12 protein-coding genes are annotated in these 17,482 nt (G+C 75.0%); 8 read left to right on the top strand and 4 right to left on the bottom strand.

Features of this window, described 5'->3' with window-relative positions:
• Positions 1-70 precede the first annotated feature (70 nt).
• The 6 genes from mfd (at position 71) to DMP15_RS26170 (ending at position 11,387) form a co-directional block, all read left to right on the top strand.
• Entirely contained in the window at positions 71-3,694 is a 3,624-nt protein-coding gene (gene mfd / locus DMP15_RS26195) for a transcription-repair coupling factor (protein WP_337826721.1), read from the top strand.
• Positions 3,695-3,978: 284 nt separating this feature from the next.
• A complete protein-coding gene (locus DMP15_RS26190; protein ID WP_337826595.1) occupies positions 3,979-5,166 on the top strand; it encodes a type III PLP-dependent enzyme in 1,188 nt (395 codons plus the stop codon).
• The gene (locus DMP15_RS26185; protein ID WP_337826594.1) at positions 5,163-8,744 is read left to right on the top strand and encodes a S41 family peptidase; all 3,582 of its coding nucleotides are present in this window, start codon (positions 5,163-5,165) and stop codon (positions 8,742-8,744) included. Before DMP15_RS26190 ends, DMP15_RS26185 begins: the two co-directional genes overlap by 4 nt.
• Before the next feature lie 13 nt (positions 8,745-8,757).
• On the top strand, positions 8,758-9,681 hold the full coding sequence (locus tag DMP15_RS26180) for a SurA N-terminal domain-containing protein (RefSeq protein ID WP_337826593.1): 924 nt from the start codon (positions 8,758-8,760) through the stop codon (positions 9,679-9,681).
• On the top strand, positions 9,681-10,607 hold the full coding sequence (locus tag DMP15_RS26175) for a MazG family protein (protein ID WP_337826592.1): 927 nt from the start codon (positions 9,681-9,683) through the stop codon (positions 10,605-10,607). Before DMP15_RS26180 ends, DMP15_RS26175 begins: the two co-directional genes overlap by 1 nt.
• Before the next feature lie 42 nt (positions 10,608-10,649).
• Positions 10,650-11,387: a lytic transglycosylase domain-containing protein gene (locus DMP15_RS26170; protein ID WP_337826591.1), complete on the top strand. Its 738-nt coding sequence runs from the start codon at positions 10,650-10,652 to the stop codon at positions 11,385-11,387.
• 87 nt (positions 11,388-11,474) lie between these two features.
• Here DMP15_RS26170 and efeB read toward each other — a convergent pair whose 3' ends face one another.
• From efeB to DMP15_RS26150, 4 genes are all read right to left on the bottom strand, one after another.
• Positions 11,475-12,704, bottom strand: coding sequence for an iron uptake transporter deferrochelatase/peroxidase subunit (gene efeB, locus DMP15_RS26165; RefSeq protein WP_337826590.1), 1,230 nt, complete (start codon positions 12,702-12,704; stop codon positions 11,475-11,477).
• Complete coding sequence (gene efeO, locus DMP15_RS26160; RefSeq protein WP_073577648.1) at positions 12,701-13,849, bottom strand: iron uptake system protein EfeO; 1,149 nt, start codon at positions 13,847-13,849, stop codon at positions 12,701-12,703. Before efeO ends, efeB begins: the two co-directional genes overlap by 4 nt.
• 44 nt (positions 13,850-13,893) lie before the next feature.
• On the bottom strand, positions 13,894-14,718 hold the full coding sequence (gene efeU, locus DMP15_RS26155; RefSeq protein WP_337826589.1) for an iron uptake transporter permease EfeU: 825 nt from the start codon (positions 14,716-14,718) through the stop codon (positions 13,894-13,896).
• A 133-nt stretch (positions 14,719-14,851) separates the two neighbouring features.
• The gene (locus tag DMP15_RS26150) at positions 14,852-15,262 is read right to left on the bottom strand and encodes a tetratricopeptide repeat protein (protein ID WP_100879622.1); all 411 of its coding nucleotides are present in this window, start codon (positions 15,260-15,262) and stop codon (positions 14,852-14,854) included.
• Between the two features lie 153 nt (positions 15,263-15,415).
• On the opposite strand from DMP15_RS26150, the gene eno reads away from it, so the two are divergent.
• Both eno and DMP15_RS26140 read left to right on the top strand, forming a co-directional pair.
• Positions 15,416-16,711, top strand: coding sequence for a phosphopyruvate hydratase (eno, locus tag DMP15_RS26145; protein ID WP_337826588.1), 1,296 nt, complete (start codon positions 15,416-15,418; stop codon positions 16,709-16,711).
• Positions 16,712-16,881: 170 nt separating this feature from the next.
• Positions 16,882-17,481 carry an FtsB family cell division protein gene (locus tag DMP15_RS26140; protein WP_073577652.1) on the top strand — a complete coding sequence of 200 codons (600 nt, stop codon included), beginning with the start codon at positions 16,882-16,884 and terminating at the stop codon, positions 17,479-17,481.
• The last annotated feature ends 1 nt before the right edge of the window (position 17,482 follow it).

Here is a 17,482-nt window from a genome sequence, read left to right as displayed (position 1 = left end):
CGGCCGGCCCCCGTCGTCGCGCGCACCGCCAGCCCACCTCCACCGAGGAGCCAGCGCCGTCGTGGCCATCCTGTCCGGTCTGCTCACCTCCGCCCTGTCCGACGCCGGTCTCCGCGCCGCCGTCGACGCCGCCCGTGCCGCGGACACCCGCGCCGGTGAGACCCCTGCCGTGCAGGTCGAGGGTCCCTCCGCGGTGCGCCCGCTGCTCGCCGCCGGGCTCGCCGAGACCTCCACGGTGCTCGCCGTGACCGCCACCGACCGGGAGGCCGAGGACCTCGCGGCCGCGGTGTCGGACCTGCTCGGCCACGGCGAGGCGCCGGGCGCCGCCGCCGACACGGTGCACGACTGCGCGGGCGCGCCGGTCGTCGTACTGCCGAGCTGGGAGACGCTGCCGCACGAGAAGCTGTCCCCGCGCCCGGACACCGTCGCCCGCCGGCTGACGATCTTCCACCGGCTCTCCTCGGCGGAGACCGCCCCTCGGGTGGTCGTGACCGCGGCGCGCAGCCTGATCCAGCCGGTCGCGCCCGGGCTGGGCACGCTCGCCCCGGTGACGCTGGCCGTCGGCGAGGAGTACGACTTCGAGCAGCTGCTGGTGCGGCTGGTCGAGCTGGCCTACAGCCGCGCCGAGATGGTCACCACCCGCGGCGAGTTCGCCGTGCGCGGCGGCATCCTCGACATCTTCCCGCCGACCGCCGAGCACCCGGTGCGCGTCGAGTTCTGGGGCGACGAGGTCTCCGAGGTGCGGTCGTTCTCCGTCGCGGACCAGCGCTCGGTCGGCGAGGTCACGCGGATCGACGTGCCGCCGTGCCGCGAGCTGCTGCTCACCACCCCGGTGCGCGAGCGGGCCGGCGAGCTGGCCCTGGAGCAGCCCGAGACCGCGGGCCTCAACCGCAACCCGCTGCGCGAGCTGCTGGAGAAGCTGTCCGAGGGCATCCCCGGTGAGGGCATGGAGTCGCTGATCCCGGCGCTGGTCGGCGGGGAGATGCAGACGCTCACCGACCTGCTCCCGGACGGGACGCGGGTGCTGCTCGCCGACCCCGAGCGCATCCGCACCCGCTGTGCGGACCTCGTGCGCACCGGGCAGGAGTTCCTGGAGGCGTCCTGGCTGGCGTCCGGCTCCGGCGGCGAGGCCCCGATCGACGTCTCCGGGTCGGCCTACCGCGACCTGCGCGTCACGCTGGACCACGCGACGGCGACCGGCCGCCCGGTGGTCTCGCTGTCGCCGCTGCTGTCGGGCTCCGACGACGTCGTCGTGGCGGGCGTGCACGAGATCGAGCCCTACCGGGGCGACACCGACCGCGCGCTGACCGACCTGCGCGCGCACGTCGCCACCGGCGGCGCCGCGGTGCTCGTGCTGGCCGGGCAGGGCACCGCCGACCGCTCGCTGGAGCAGCTGCGCGAGGCCGAGGTCCCCGCCTCCGCCGTCCCGGTGCTCGCCGACGCCCCGGAGAAGGGGATCGTCACCGTCACCTGCGGGCGCGTGCTGAACGGGTTCACCGCGCCGGAGGTCGGGCTGGTCGTCGTCTCCGAGGCCGACCTGACCGGCAGCCGCGCCGGGCTCGACACCGCGCCGCGCAAGACCACCCCCCGCAAGCGCAACGCCGTCGACCTGGCCGTGCTGCAGCCCGGCGACTTCGTCGTCCACAACCAGCACGGCATCGGACGCTTCATCGAGATGAAGGAGCGCACCGTCCAGGGCGCCACCCGCGAGTACCTGGTGCTGGAGTACGCCAGCTCCAAGCGCGGCCAGCCCGCCGACCGGCTGTTCGTGCCGACCGACGCCCTCGACGAGATCAGCCGCTACGTGGGCGGCGAGCAGCCCGCCGTCAACAAGCTCGGCGGCGGGGACTGGGCCAAGACCAAGAGCCGGGCCCGCAAGGCGGTCAAGGACATCGCGGCCGGTCTGGTGCAGCTCTACGCGGCGCGCCAGGCCTCGCCGGGACACGCGTTCGGCGCGGACACCCCGTGGCAGCGCGAGCTCGAGGACGCCTTCCCCTACACCGAGACCCCCGACCAGCTCTCCGCGATCGACGAGGTCAAGCGGGACATGGAGCGTCCGGTCCCGATGGACCGCGTCATCTCCGGCGACGTCGGGTTCGGCAAGACCGAGATCGCGGTGCGGGCGGCGTTCAAGGCCGTGCAGGACGGCAAGCAGGTCGCGGTCCTCGTCCCGACGACGCTGCTCGCCACCCAGCACCTGTCGACGTTCTCCGAGCGGATGCGCCAGTTCCCGGTGACCGTGCGCGGGCTGTCGCGGTTCACCGACCCGGCCGAGGCGCGCGAGACGATCGAGAAGCTCGCCGACGGCACCGTCGACGTCGTCGTCGGGACACACCGGCTGCTCCAGACCGGCATCCGCTACAAGGACCTCGGCCTGGTGATCGTCGACGAGGAGCAGCGCTTCGGCGTCGAGCACAAGGAGCACATCACCGCGCTGCGCGCCGCCGTCGACGTGCTCACCCTGTCCGCGACCCCGATCCCGCGGACCCTGGAGATGAGCCTCGCCGGCATCCGCGAGATGTCGGCGATCACCACCCCGCCCGAGGAACGGCACCCGACCCTGACCTACGTCGGCGCCTACGACGACAAGCAGGTCGCCGCCGCCCTGCGCCGCGAGCTGCTGCGCGACGGCCAGGTGTTCTACGTGCACAACCGGGTCAGCTCGATCGACCGGGCGGCCAAGAAGATCCAGGACCTCGTCCCCGAGGCGCGGGTCGCCGTCGCGCACGGGCAGATGAACGAGGACCTGCTGGAGCGGACCGTCAGCGCGTTCTGGCACCGCGAGTTCGACGTGCTGGTCTGCACCACGATCGTCGAGAACGGCCTGGACATCTCCAACGCCAACACCCTGATCGTCGAACGCTCCGACACCCTCGGCCTGTCCCAGCTCCACCAGCTGCGCGGCCGGGTCGGGCGTGGCCGCGACCGCGGCTACGCCTACTTCCTGTTCCCGGCGGAGCATCCGCTCACCGAGACCGCACACGACCGGCTCGCCACCATCGCCCAGCACTCCGAGCTCGGCTCCGGTGCGGCCGTCGCGATGAAGGACCTGGAGATCCGCGGCGCGGGCAACATCCTCGGTGCCGAGCAGTCCGGCCACATCGCCGGCGTCGGGTTCGACCTCTACATCCGCCTGGTCGGGGAGGCCGTCGCTGCGTTCCGCAGGCAGGCGGGCGGAGAGATCGGGGCCGAGCCGGAGGAGCTGCAGGAGGTCCGGGTCGACCTGCCGGTCGACGCGCACGTCCCGCACGACTACGTCGACGGCGAGCGGCTGCGCCTGGAGGTCTACCGCAAGATCGCCGAGGCGCCGGACGACGCCGCGCTCACCGCGATCGTCGAGGAGCTGACCGACCGCTACGGCGAGCCCCCGACCCCGGTGCGCAACCTGCTGGAGGTCGCCCGGTTCCGCCAGCTCTGCCGCCGCCTCGGCATCCGCGAGGTCGCCTCGGCGGGCACCCAGCTGCGGATCGGTCCGATGCAGCTGCCCGACTCCGCCCAGCTGCGGCTGCGCCGGCTCTACCCCAAGGCGCAGTACAAGGCGGCCGCGCAGGTCGTCACGGTGCCCAAGCCGGTGCAGGGCAACCGGATCGGCGGTGCCGCCATGCGCGACGTCGAGCTGCTCGGCTGGTGCGCGGAGCTCCTGCTGCAGATCGTGCCGACCTCCACCCCGGTGCACAGCTCCGCCTCGTCCTGACGCGGCCCCGACGCGGCGTTGACGCCGCGTTGATGAACACCGGGTGCTGCACCGAAGAACATCGGGTGTCGGCGCCCGTGCCGTTTCCGGGACGGAACGGGACGGACACCGCCGAACCGCTCGCCGGAGTTGTCGGGATCAATCGCACGACGTGGGTTCCCGTTTCCTCCGGTGATCCACGGCACCACACGGGCGTGATCCACACTGTTTACGATCGGATCAACGGCAGATCAGAGCGCCGTTTCCGTCGTGAACTCCCCGTGTCCGGGAAAGAGGTGTGTCCGATGTCCGATCGCCGGCCCGTCTCCACCGAATCCGTCGAAATCTGCACTCCGTACCTGGTGCTGGACCTGGACGCCGTCCGGGAACGGTACGCCGAATTCGGACGTGCACTTCCCGGCGCGGAACTGTTCTATGCGGTCAAGGCGAATCCGGCCCCGCGGCTCGTCGCATTCCTGGTCGGTCTCGGCGCGCGATTCGACGTCGCCAGCCGGCCGGAGCTGGAACTGTGCCTCGCAGCCGGCGCGCGGCCCGCGGACATCTCCTACGGCAGCACCGTGAAGAAGGAACGCGACATCGCGTTCGCGCACCGCAGCGGGGTCCGCCGGTTCGCCGTCGACTCGGCCGCCGAGCTGGCCAAGATCGCGCGTTGCGCGCCGGGAGCGGAGGTGTTCGTCCGGGTCACCTGCACCGGCGCGGGCTCCTGCTTCCCGCTGGACCGCAAGTTCGGGTGCTCGACGGCCGCGGCCGCGTCGCTGCTCCTCGACGCCGACGCGGCCGGGCTGCGCGCCGCGGGCGTGTCGTTCCACGTCGGCTCCCAGCAGCTCGACCCGGGGGCGTGGCGGGCCGGGATCGCCGACGCCGCGGAGGTGTTCCGCCGGGTCCGCGCCCGCGGGCTGCGACCCGACCTGCTCGACCTCGGCGGCGGCTTCCCCGCGCACTACGACGCGCAGGTCCGCCCGCTGTCGGACTACGGCGACGCGATCCGCGAGGCGGTCGCCGCGGAGTTCGGCGACGACCGGCCGGAGCTGATGATCGAACCGGGCCGGGGCCTCGTCGCCGACGCGGGGACGCTCCACAGCGAGGTCGTGCTCGTGTCCGACCGGGACGGTGACGCCGGTCCGCGCTGGGTCTACCTCGACGTCGGCCGCTTCGGCGGGCTCGCCGAGACCGAGGGCGAGCTGGTCCGCTACCCGATCCGCACCGCGCACGACGACGGCCCCCGCTCCCCGGTCGTGCTGGCCGGGCCGACCTGCGACAGCGCCGACGTGCTCTACCGCAGGCACCCCTACCTGCTCCCCGACGACCTGTGCGCCGGTGACGTGGTCCGGCTGCTGCACACCGGCGCCTACACCGCCAGCTACTCCTCGGTGGGCTTCAACGGCTTCGCCCCGCTGCGCTGCGTCTGCACCGGGGACCCCGCCGCGGGCGGGTCCGGAATGTCGGTGCGTGCGGCTAACGTCGCCGTGTGAGCTTCCTGCGCCATCCCCATCTGTCGGGTGACACGCTCGTCCTGGTCGCGGAGGACGACCTGTGGACGGCTCCGGTCGAGGGCGGGCGGGCCCACCGCCTGACCGCGGACGGGGTGCCCGTCACCGCACCGCGCTTCTCGCCCGACGGCGGGTCCGTCGCGTTCGCGTCCCGGCGCGACGGCGCGCCCGAGGTGTACCGCGTCGACGCCGAGGGTGGCACGCCCACCCGGCTGACCTGGTGGGGCGAGGCGCCGACCCGCGCCGCGGGCTGGACCCCCGACGGCGCGGTGGTCGCGCTGTCCGCGCACGGCGACGCGACCTCCCGGCTGTGGGCGTACGCGGTCCCGGCGACCGGCGGGGCACCGCGGCTGCTGCCGTACGGCACGCTCTCCGCGCTCGCCCACCAGCCCGGCGGACCCGCCGTGCTCACCCAGGTCGAGGGCGGGCGCGACGCGGCACACTGGAAGCGCTACCGCGGTGGGCGCGCCGGCCGGCTGTGGCTCGACACCGCCGGGACGGGGGAGTTCACCCGGGTCCTCGCCGCCCTGGCCGGGCAGCTGGAGTGCCCCATGGTCGTCGACGACGGGTCGGGCCCGCGGCTGGCGTTCGTCTCCGACCACGAGGGCTGGGGGAACGTCTACTCCGTCCCGCTCGCCGACCCCGGCACCGACCTGCGCCGGCACACCGACCACGGGTCCGGCGGCGGCACCGACTTCTACGCCCGGCACGCGAGCACCGACGGGCGCCGGGTGGTCTACGAGTCGGCCGGGGAGATCTTCCTGCTGGACGACCTGTCCGCCGCCTCGCAGCCGCGCCGGATCGACGTCCGACCCGGCGGGCCGCGGCGCGCCCGCGAGCCGTTCCGCGCGTCGCTGCCCGCCGACCTCGGCCCGGTCCGGCCCGACCGCACCGGCCGCACGAGCATCGTGTCGGTGCGCGGGACCGTGCACCGGCTCACCCACCGCGACGGCCCCGCCCGCGCACTGCTCGCCGAGCCCGGTGTGCGGGCCCGGCTCGCGCACCCGCTCGGCACGCACCGCGCCGTGTGGGTGGACGACGCGACCGGTGAGGACGCCGTGGTCGTGGCCCCGCTCGACCCGCACGTCCCGGACGCCCCGGAGCGGGCGCGGTACGCCGCGGGCGGCATCGGACGGGTCCTGGAGCTGGCCCCGGCACCGGACGGGTCCGCCGTCGCGCTCACCACGCACGACGGCAGGCTGCTGGTGCTGCACACCGGCGCCGATCCCGCACCGGACCCGGCACCCGGCCCCGACGACCGGCCCGACGACGGCGTGGTCGACGAGGCCGTCCCGGCCCGGGCGGTGGGGGAGCTGCGCGAGCTGCACCGCGGCACCGCGGGCGAGCCCTCCGACGTGTCCTGGTCACCGGACTCGGCCTGGCTGGCCTGGTGCGACCCGGCCCCCGAGGGGCTGTCGCGGATCGTGCTCACCCGGGTCGCCGACGGCGAGCACGCCGAGGTCACCCCGGCCCGCTTCCACGACAGCGACCCGGTCTTCACCGCCGACGGCAGGCACCTGGCGTTCCTGTCCCGGCGGGTGTTCGACCCCAGCTACGACGAGCACTCCTTCGACCTGACCTTCGGCACCGGCTGGAAGCCGTTCCTGGTGCCGCTGGCCGCGCGGACGCCGTCGCCGTTCGGGGCGGGGCCGGACGGCCGCCCGGTGGACCCGGCCGACGAAGGCCCGGACGACCCGCCCGCCACCCCGCCGACGCCCCCGGCCCCGCCGGAGCCCGGCGACGAGCCCGAACCGCCCGGTGACGGTGTCGCCGGCGGAGCCGCCGACGGTGCGGGCCGCGCGGTGGCCGCGGCGAACGGGGCCGGGACGCAGGCCCGGAGCGGGGAGCGCCGCGGCCGTCGCCGGTCCGGGCGCGACGCCGACGAGGTACCGCCGGAGGTCGTCGTCGACGTCGAGGGCCTGGCCGACCGGGTCGTCGGCGTGCCGGTCGAGGCCGCCCGCTACACCCGGCTCGCCGCGGTCCGGGGCGGCCTGGTGTGGCTGCGGCTGCCCGGCGGCACCGGCGTGCTCGGCGACAGCCTCCCCGACGACGACGCCGAGCCCGACCGCGCCGTGCTGGAGCGGTTCGACCTGGCCCGGCGCACGGTCACCGTGGTCGCCGATCCGGCGTCGTCGTTCGCCGTGAGCGGCGACGGAACCCGGCTCGTCGTCCGCGACCGGGGCACGGTGCGGCTGCTGCGCGCCGACCGGGGCGGCTCCGCGGCACCCGAGGACGACGCGGGCGGCGACGAGTTCACGATCGACACCCGCCGGCTCGTGGTCACCGTCGACCCGGTCGCGGAGTGGCAGCAGATGTTCGACGAGACCGCACGTCTCATGCGCGACCACTTCTGGGTCGAGGACATGGCCGGCGTCGACTGGGTCGCCGAGACCGCCCGGTACCGGCCGCTGGTCGACCGGGCCGGGAGCCACGACGACCTGCTCGACGTGTTGTGGGAGCTGCACGGCGAGCTGGGGACCTCGCACGCCTACGTCATGAGCGGCCGCGCCGGCGGCGACCCGACCGGGCGCCCCGGCCTGCTCGGGGCGGACCTGGAACCCGACCCCGCAGGCGGACCGGGGTGGCGGGTCCGGCGCGTCCTGCCGCCGGAGACCTCCGCGCCCGCCGCGCGCAGCCCGCTGTCCGGGCCGGGCGTCGACGTGCGGGCCGGGGACGTGCTGCTGGAGGTGAACGGGCGCCCGCTGGACCCGCACTGGGGGGTCGCGCCACTGCTCGTCGCGACGGCCGGGAGCACCGTGGAGCTCACCGTCCGCTCCGGCCCCGACCGGCCCGACGCGGGCACCGTCCGCCGCGTCGCGGTGCGCCCGCTGCACTCCGAGGACGAGCTGCGCTACCAGGACCGGGTGGCCCGGCTGCGCGCCGAGGTCGCCGAGCGTTCCGGCGGCCGGCTGGGCTACCTGCACGTGCCGGACATGATGGGCTACGGCTGGGCCCAGCTGCACCGCGACCTCGCCCGCGAGACCGCGAAGGACGGCCTGCTGCTCGACGTGCGCGGCAACCGCGGCGGGCACACCTCGCAGCTGGTGGTGGAGAAGCTCGCCCGCCGCGTCATCGGGTGGGACCTGCCCCGGCACGGCGCACCCGCCACCTACCCCGAGCAGGCGCCGCGCGGGCCGGTGGTGACCCTGGCCGACGAGCGCTCCGGCTCCGACGGCGACATCGTCACCGCCGCCATCAAGCGGCTCGGGGTCGGCCCGGTCGTCGGGACCCGCACCTGGGGCGGGGTGATCGGGATCGACAGCCGCTACCGGCTCGTCGACGGCACCCTGGTGACCCAGCCCCGCTACGCCACCTGGTTCGACGACGTCGGCTGGACGATGGAGAACCACGGCGTCGACCCCGACGTGGAGGTGGTGGTGACCCCGCAGGACCGGGCGTCGGGACGGGACCCGCAGCTGGACCGGGCGATCGCGATCGCCCTGGCCCGGCTCGACGAGCACCCGCCCGCGCGGCCGCCGGACCTCGCGGGGCGGCCGTCGGCGGCCCGGCCCGCACTACCGGGTCGGCCGGGCGGGGGAGATCGGCACCACATCGCGTGAGAGGCTGACCGCCGTGCGCACTCGCAGGATCACCGCCGCCCTGCTGATCGTCGGGGCCGTCGCTGTCACCGGGGCCGGCTGCGGCACCGGACCGAGCCGGGTCGACGCAGCCGCGATCGTCGGCGAGACGTCGATCCCGCTCGCCACCGTGCAGCCCGCGATCACCTCGGTGCTCACCCGGCCCGGGCTGGTCGACGGTCTCAAGGCCCAGGGCGGGTCCGAGGCCGACATCGGGCGGGCCGTGGTGTCCCAGCTGGTGATCCGCGACCTGATCGGCCTGACCGCCCCGGAGCAGGGCGTCACCGTGTCCGACCAGCAGGTCGCCGCGGCGATCGCCCGGCAGGGCGGCGAGCAGGCGGTGCAGGAGTCGTCGCTGGCGGTCGGCGGTGCGCAGGCCGCCACCCGGGACGAGCTGACCCTGTCCGAGCTCGCCCGCCGCGAGCTGCCGCGGCTGTCGGTGACCGCGGACGTCGCGGTCGCCCAGGACCGGGCACAGGCCAGCACGCTGGCCCGTGAGGTCGCCGCCGGCGGGCAGCGGGCCGAGGCGGCGCTGGCCGGTGCCGGCACCACCCAGCGCGGGCTCGCGATCCGCCCGGCCGAGACCCCGCAGGCCGCGCTCACCCCGCTGATCGGGATCCCGGCCGGCTGGGTCGCGGCGTTCCCGCTGGGCAGCGGCCAGGGCTGGGTCGTGGTCCGGGTGACCGACCGCGACCTCGGCGCCCCCGCCCCGGGCGACGCGGTCGGCCAGCTGGACCAGCGCTCGCTGTCCGAGGCCGGGATCCGCATGCTGACCCCCACCGCGCTGCGCACCGGCGTGCAGCTCAACCCCCGCTACGGCGAGTGGGACCCGATCCAGATGCTCGCCGTACCGACCGCCGAGGACGCCTCCGTGGTGTTCCCGGTCGCCGCGGGCAACCCGACCCCGCCCGCTCCCTGATGGCCGCGACGGTCGTCGTCTGCCCCCGGCGCGGGGCCGCACTCCCGGCCGCGGCACTGCCGCTGCTGCGCTCCGCGACCGACGTGCTCGCCGTGCCCGGTCTCGACGCGGGCGCCGCCGCCGGTGCCGCCGACTGGACCGGCACCGACCCCGCCGGGCTCGCCGACGGCACGGTGCTGCTGGTCCCGGCGGGCCACCCTGCCGCCGCGCACCCCGGTGCGGTGCCGCCGCCCACCGGGCACGCGGTGCTCGACGCCGTCGCGGTGATGGACCGGCTGCGCTCGCCCGGCGGCTGCCCGTGGGACGCCGAGCAGACCCACACCTCGCTGCTGCGCTACCTCGTCGAGGAGTGCTACGAGCTCTACCAGTCCATCGAGGATGGTGACCGCACCGAGCTGCGCGAGGAGCTCGGCGACGTGCTGCTGCAGGTGCTGTTCCACGCCCGCGTCGCCACCGAGCACGACGGCGCCCCGTTCGGGATCGACGAGGTCGCGACCGGGCTGGTCGACAAGCTCGTCGGCCGCCACCCGCACGTGTTCGCCGCGGGGGAGCAGGTCGCCACGGCCGCCGACCAGGACCGCCGCTGGGACGAGCTCAAGCGCGCCGAGAAGCAGCGCGAGTCCAGTGTCGACGGCATCGCGACGGTCCAGCCGGCCGTCGCGCTCGCCGCGAAGCTGACCTCCCGCACCGCGAAGGCGGGGCTGCCCGCGGACCTGCTGCCCGCCGACGACGGTGCCGGCGCGGCGCTGTTCCGGCTGGCCGCGGCCGCACAGCTCCGCGGCGGTGACCCGGAGGCCGCGCTGCGGACGGCCGCCCGGGAGTTCGAGGCGCGGGTGCGGTCGGCGGAGAAGGCCGCCGCCGCCGACGGGCTGGACCCGCACGCGCTGACCGCCGAGGACTGGCGCCGCTACTGGGACGGTCCCTGACCCGCACCCCGATCGGGTGATACCCGTCGGTAACGTGGGAGCGTGCGCACCCAGTCGCTGCTCGCGGCCATCGGCGGCATCCTGGCCCTGATCGTGCTCGTCGCGCTGGCGACCGGCCCGGACTTCGGGCCGTCGCTGCCCCGGACCCCGGTCGACCGGCAGTCCGCCCCGCCCGCGTCCGCGCCGCTGCCCGCGGGCACCGACGTCGTCGCGTGGGCCCGGGCGACCGCGACCGAGGCCGACATCCCCGAGCGGACCCTGCAGGCCTACGCCACCGCCGAACTGCGCCAGCGCGAGCGCACCCCGGACTGCCGGCTGAGCTGGGCGACGCTGGCCGGGGTCGGGCGGATCGAGTCCCGGCACGCGACCTTCCGCGGAGCCGAGCCCGGCCCGGACGGCCGCGTCGACCCGCCGATCATCGGGATCCCGCTCGACGGCACCGGCGGCACCCGCCGGGTGGCCGACACCGACGGCGGCCGCCTCGACGGCGACCCGGCGCTGGACCGCGCGGTCGGGCCGATGCAGTTCCTGCCCGGGACCTGGGCGCGCTACGGCGCCGACGGCAACGGCGACGGCGTCGCCGACCCCCAGCAGGTCGACGACGCCGCCCTCGCCGCGGCCGGCTACCTGTGCGCGAACGGTCGCGACGTCGCCGTCGCCGGGGACTGGTGGCGCGGGGTGCTCGCCTACAACGCCTCCGGCGACTACGCCCGCGACGTGTGGGCAGCCGCCGCCGACTACGCGCAGCGCACCGCCGTCCCGGCGCCGCCCGCACCCTGATCCGGCCCGCACCCTGACCCCGCCCGCACCCTGATCCGGCCCGCACCCCGGCGGGCGCGGCCGTGCCGGTGGGACGCGGCGTGCGGGTCAGGCGAGGAGCGCGCGTCCCCAGTGGTCGTCGCCCTCGGCGAGGCCGGGTGGGACCGCGAACACCGCCGAGCCGTTGTGCTCCAGGTACTCGCTGAGCGCATCGGACCGGGCCAGCCTGCGCTGCATCGGCACGTACTGCGTCAGCGGGTCGCGCACGAACGCGACGAAGAACAGCCCGGCGTCGAGGTGGCCGCGGCCGTCGGTGCCGTCGACGAAGTTGTAGCCGCGCCGCAGCATCCGCGCGCCGCCGTTGGCCTCGGCGGAGGCGAGCCGGATGTGGCTGTCGTCCGGGATGACCGGCCCCGACGGACCGGTGGCGGTCAGGTCGGCGAGGTCGAACTCGGCCGTGCCGGTCAACGGAGCGCCCTCACCCTTGTCCCGGCCGATGATCTGCTCCTGCTCGTCGAGCCCGGAGCGGTCCCAGGTCTCGATGTGCATCCGGATCCGGCGGGCGACCAGGTAGGAGCCGCCGCGCAGCCAGTCCGGGCCCTCGTCGCCGACCCACACGTGCTGCGCGAGCAGATCGGGCTCCTCGGCCTTGAGGTTGTTGGTGCCGTCCTTGAACCCGAACAGGTTGCGCGGGGTCGCCTGCCCGGTCGAGGTCGACGACGTCCGCCCGAACCCCAGCTGCGACCAGCGCACCTCGGTGACGCCGAAGCCGTCGCGGACCAGGTTGCGGACCGCGTGCACGGCCACCTGCGGGTCGTCGGCGCAGGCCTGGATGCACAGGTCCCCACCGGAGCGGGCCGGGTCGAGCCGGTCGCCCTGGAACCGGGGGAGCCCGGCGAGTCGGGGCGGGCGGCGGTCGGCGATCCCGAGCTTGTCGAAGAACCCCGGGCCCACGCCGAAGGTCAGCGTCAGCGACGCGGCCGGGAGCCCGAGCGCCTCGCCGGTGTCGGCCGGGGCGGCGTAGCGGTTGGCCGGGATCGCGCCGCCCTCGGCGGTCTCCCGGCCGGTCGTCATGCGCTCGGCCGCGGCGGTCCAGCGGCGCAGCAGGTCGGCGACGGCGGCGCGGTCGGTCGAGGTGAGGTCGAGCGCGACGAAGTGCAGCCGGTCCTGGGTCGGGGTGACGATCCCGGCCTGGTGCTCGCCGCGGAAGGCGACGACGCCGTCGGCGGCGGGCGCGCCGGACAGCCTGTAGCCCGCGGCCGCGCCCGCCCCGGCCAGCGCCGCTCCGGCGCCGGCCAGGCCGAACAGCCGTCGCCGGGACAGGTGCCATGGGCTCATGCCGTCACGGTGCCCGCGACCTTGCTGACCGGCTCGGACAGCGCGTCGACGGCCGCGGTCATCGCGCGGGTGTCCTCCGGCGTCAGCTGGGTGTACAGCCGGTAGCCGTCGCCGACCCGGTAGCCCTGCAGCAGCGTCTCGACGGCCTCGAACCGCTGGTCGAGCACCGGGCCGAGCGCGGGGTCGTTGGCGTCGATCGTCGGGCGGAGTGCGGCGACCGCGGCGCGGGAGCCCTCGACGTTCGCGGCGAAGTCCCACAGGTCGGTGTGGGAGTAGCGGTCCTCCTCGCCGGTGATCTTTCCGGTGGCGACCTCGTCGAGGAGCTCCTTCGCGCCGTTCGCGAGCTGGACCGGGGTCAGCTCGACGGTCCGGGTGCGCGCGGCCAGGTCGGTGATGTCGGCGGTGAGCCGGTCGGCGATCGCGGCCGAGTCGGGCTGCAGGCCGGTGACCCACAGGTCCTTCTCCAGCCGGTGGTACCCGGTGAACCCGACGCCCGGGTCACGCTCGTCGTCCTCCCGGCCGTCGATCCTCGGGTCGATGTCGCCGAAGGACTCGGCGACGGGCTCGATGCGCTCCCAGTAGGTGCGCGCGACCGGGAACAGCGCCTTGGCCTTCTCGACCTCGCCGGCCTTGACCGCGTCGGCGAACTCCTGGGTCTTCGGGACGAGGGCGCCGACCTGGGAGTCGACGTAGCGCTTGTAGCCGGCGGTGGCCGCGGCCAGCTGGGCGTTCGCGTCGGTGGCGCGTTGCGCCGAGCCGGTGACGCTGAACGGGGCGCGGATGCCGTCGCCGGACATGCCGGGCTTGCAGGCGGTGGTGTAGGTGCCGCCGTCGGGGACCTCGACGATTAGGTCGCGGGACAGCCCGGGGCCGATGTTCTCGACCTCGCCCATGATCCGGTCACCGGTGGCGTAGAGGTAGAACTCGGTGACCTTGCTGCCGGCGTTGGTGATCCGGAAGGTGAGGGTGCCGGCCGGGGCCTGCGCGGTCGAGATCTCGCAGGCGGTGTCGGTGGCGTTCACGGTGATCGGGCCGCCGTCGCCCGCCCCCTGCGCGGTGGGAGCGGTCGAGGTGCAGCCGGCCAGCAGCGCGGCGGCGACGGTGAGTGACGCCAGGCCGGCGGCCGTGCGCGTGACGGGGGACATCGTGCGTTCTCCTAGAGGGATCGACACCGTGGACGGTGCGGGGTTCAGGCGTCGGTGGTGGCGGGGGCGCGCCGGCGGGCGGGGCGCAGGAACAGCGCCAGGACCACCACGACGTAGAGCGACCAGACGACGGCCTCGAGCACGGTCGTCCGCGGTGAGAAGTTGAAGATCCCCTTGAGGAGCGTGCCGTACCAGGAGTCGGCGGGGATCACGTCGCTGACGTCGAAGGCCAACGTGGTCAGCCCCGGCAGGATCCCGGCCTCCTGCAGGTCGTGCACGCCGTAGGCGAGGATCCCGGCGGCGACGAAGATCAGCAGGAAGCCGGTGACGGTGAAGAACCGGCCCAGGTCGATCGTCAGCGCGCCACGGTAGATCGCGTACGCCAGCGCGACGGCGATCGCGATGCCGATCAGGAACCCGACCAGCGGCCCGGCCGTCTCGCCCGCGGCCTGCGCGGCGGCGAAGAAGAAGATCGCGGTCTCCAGGCCCTCGCGGCCGACGGCGAGCGCCGCCATCACGACGACGGCCCACGGCCCCATCGACACGGCCCGGTCCACGGCGCCCTCCAGCTCCCGGGACAGGGTCCGGCCGTGCGAGCGCATCCAGAAGATCATCCAGGTGACGAAGCCGACCGCGATGATCGAGAGCGAGCCGCCGAGCGCCTCCTGCGCGGAGAAGGTCAGTGCCTGCTGGGTCAGGGTCAGCCCGAGCGTGACGCCGACGCTGACGGCGACGGCGAGCGCGACGCCCGCCCACACCCTGGGCAGCTCGGAGCGACGTCCGGTGCGGACCAGGAACGCGACCAGGATCGCCACGACCAGCGCGGCCTCGAGTCCTTCGCGCAGCCCGATGAGCGCGTTCCCCAGCATGCGACCTCCTGCAGCGTGACCACTACGAGCAGTCACCAGGTGAGGGTGTGCTGCCGGGCGGGAAGGCTAACCTCACCCGATCGAGCGGGGAAGGCTCGCGCGGCATTCGCCCCGGAAGATCCGTTTTCGCAGTTCAGGGACGGTCGGGTGCGAGCGCGATGCGGGCCCGCACCTCGCCCAGCGCCTCCTGGTACTCCGGGCGCGGATCCATCGCCGAGGCGATCTTCAGCTGCGTCTCGGCCTCGCCGAGCCTGCCCTGGCGCTGCAGCGTCTTGCCGAGCGCGAAGCGCGCGTAGTGGTCGGCCGGATCCATCTCGACGACCCGGACGAACGACGCCTCGGCCTTCCGCAGCTGTGCCGAGTCGAGATAGGCGCGGCCGGCGAGCAGGTGCACCGAGGCGTCGCCGGGCTCGTCCGGACCGTGGGCGTCGAGGACGGGGCGGAGCGCGTCGAGTGCCTCGAGCGGGCGGTGCCGGGAGAGCAGTCGGTCGGCACGGCGGAACGCCGCGACCGGGTCCTGGTGGTTCGCACGGGGACTGCTCATGGTCACCCTTACGTTAGGTGCGATCCGGGCGGGACGCGAGGTCTTGACAGACCGCCGGTGCGGAGCAGGGTGACGCAAGCGTCCCCCGCCGGGGGCCGACCGGTGACTACGCTGACGCACCGGACGACACCCGCGATCAGAACAGGAGTCACGGTGGCGGTCATCGAGCAGGTCGGGGCACGCGAGATCCTCGATTCCCGGGGCAACCCCACGGTGGAGGTCGAGGTCGCGCTGGACGACGGCACGCTGGCGCGTGCCGCGGTCCCGTCGGGCGCCTCGACCGGCGAACACGAGGCCGTCGAGCTGCGGGACGGCGACAAGAACCGCTACGGCGGCAAGGGCGTCGAGAAGGCCGTCGCGGCCGTCCTCGACGAGATCGGGCCGGAGCTCGTCGGCGTCGAGGCGGTGGACCAGCGACTGGTCGACCAGCGCCTCGTCGACCTGGACGGCACCCCGGACAAGTCGAAGTTCGGCGCGAACGCCCTGCTGGGCGTGTCGCTGGCCGTCGCGAAGGCCGGGGCGGAGTCCTCGGGCCTGGAGCTGTTCCGCTACGTCGGCGGCTCCAACGCGCACGTCCTGCCGGTCCCGATGATGAACATCCTCAACGGTGGTGCGCACGCCGACACCTCCGTCGACGTGCAGGAGTTCATGGTCGCCCCGATCGGTGCGGAGACCTTCCGCGAGGCGCTGCGCTGGGGCGCGGAGGTCTACCACGCGCTGAAGGCGGAGCTGAAGGACAAGGGCCTGTCGACCGGCCTCGGCGACGAGGGCGGTTTCGCCCCCGACGTCAAGGGCGGCACCCGCGGGGCGCTCGACCTGATCGCCGCCGCCGTGCAGCGGGCCGGCTACACCCTGGGCGCCGACGTCGTGCTGGCGCTCGACGTCGCGGCGACCGAGTTCCACGAGGCAGGCAAGTACTCCTTCGAGGGCAAGAAGATCACCGCGGACAAGCTGTCCGAGGTGTGGGCCGAGCTGGTCGACTCCTACCCGCTGGTGTCCATCGAGGACCCGCTGGACGAGAACGACTGGGACGGCTGGGTCGGCCTCACCGAGGCCATCGGCGACAAGGTGCAGCTCGTCGGCGACGACCTGTTCGTCACCAACCCGGAGCGGCTCGAGGACGGCATCGCCCGTGGCGCCGCGAACGCGCTGCTGGTGAAGGTCAACCAGATCGGCACCCTGTCCGAGACCCTCGACGCGGTGACGATGGCGCACAACGCGGGGTACCGCTGCATGATGAGCCACCGTTCCGGGGAGACCGAGGACGTCACCATCGCGGACCTCGCCGTCGCGACCGGCTGCGGCCAGATCAAGACCGGCGCCCCGGCGCGGTCCGAGCGGGTGGCGAAGTACAACCAGCTGCTGCGCATCGAGGAGCTGCTCGGTGACGCCGCCCGCTACAACGGCGAGCTGGCGTTCCCGCGGTATCAGGTACCCGGCCAGGGCTGACGCTCCGGGCGTTCACCCGTCGGTGACACCGGTGCCGCCCGGATCGTCTGCGGACGGTCCGGCGCGGCGCCCCCACCGGCGCCCGATCGGGCGGCATGCTGGACGGGTCGCCACGGAGCGGTACGGGCGGCACTGACGGGTGAGGGAACCCGGGACGGACGGGAGGGTGCATGGCGGACCGTCGGGGACGTGGACGGGACGCTCGTGCGCGCACGACCGGCACCGGGCGTGGCCGTGCCGCGGCCAAGCCGCGGACCACGACCGCACGCTCGGCGCGCGCCCCCGCGTCGACGGGCGGCTCCGGCGCGCGGTCGCGGCCGGCCGGACCGCAGGGCGCCCGGCCCCGTCTGACCCGCGCCCGGTCCCGCGCCGGCGAGGTCGTCGCCCGCACCACCGGGCTGCTGGGCCTGTCGTCGACGAAGCGGGCCGCGATCCTGGCCATCGTGGTCTGCGCGCTCGCACTGACCGTCGCGGTGCCGCTGCACAACTTCGTCGCCCAGCGCCAGGAGCTGGCCGACGTCTCCGACCGGCAGCAGGCGCTGGAGGCCGACGTCGCGCGGCTGTCCTCCGACCGCGCCCGGCTCTCGGATCCGGCCGAGGTCGAGGCGCAGGCCCGGTCCCGGCTCGGGATGGTCCAGCCGGGGGAGACCCCCTACGTCGTGCAGTTCCCGGCCCCGCCGGCGCCGGTCGTCGAGGACGGCCAGGCCGAGCCCGGCGTGCCCTGGTTCCACACCCTGTGGAACGACGTCACGGGCGACCCGCGACGATGAC

The organism is Pseudonocardia sp. UM4_GMWB1, from assembly GCF_017312155.1.
Lineage (GTDB): Bacteria > Actinomycetota > Actinomycetes > Mycobacteriales > Pseudonocardiaceae > Pseudonocardia > Pseudonocardia alni.
This window is presented reverse-complemented; position numbering and strand designations above follow the sequence as displayed.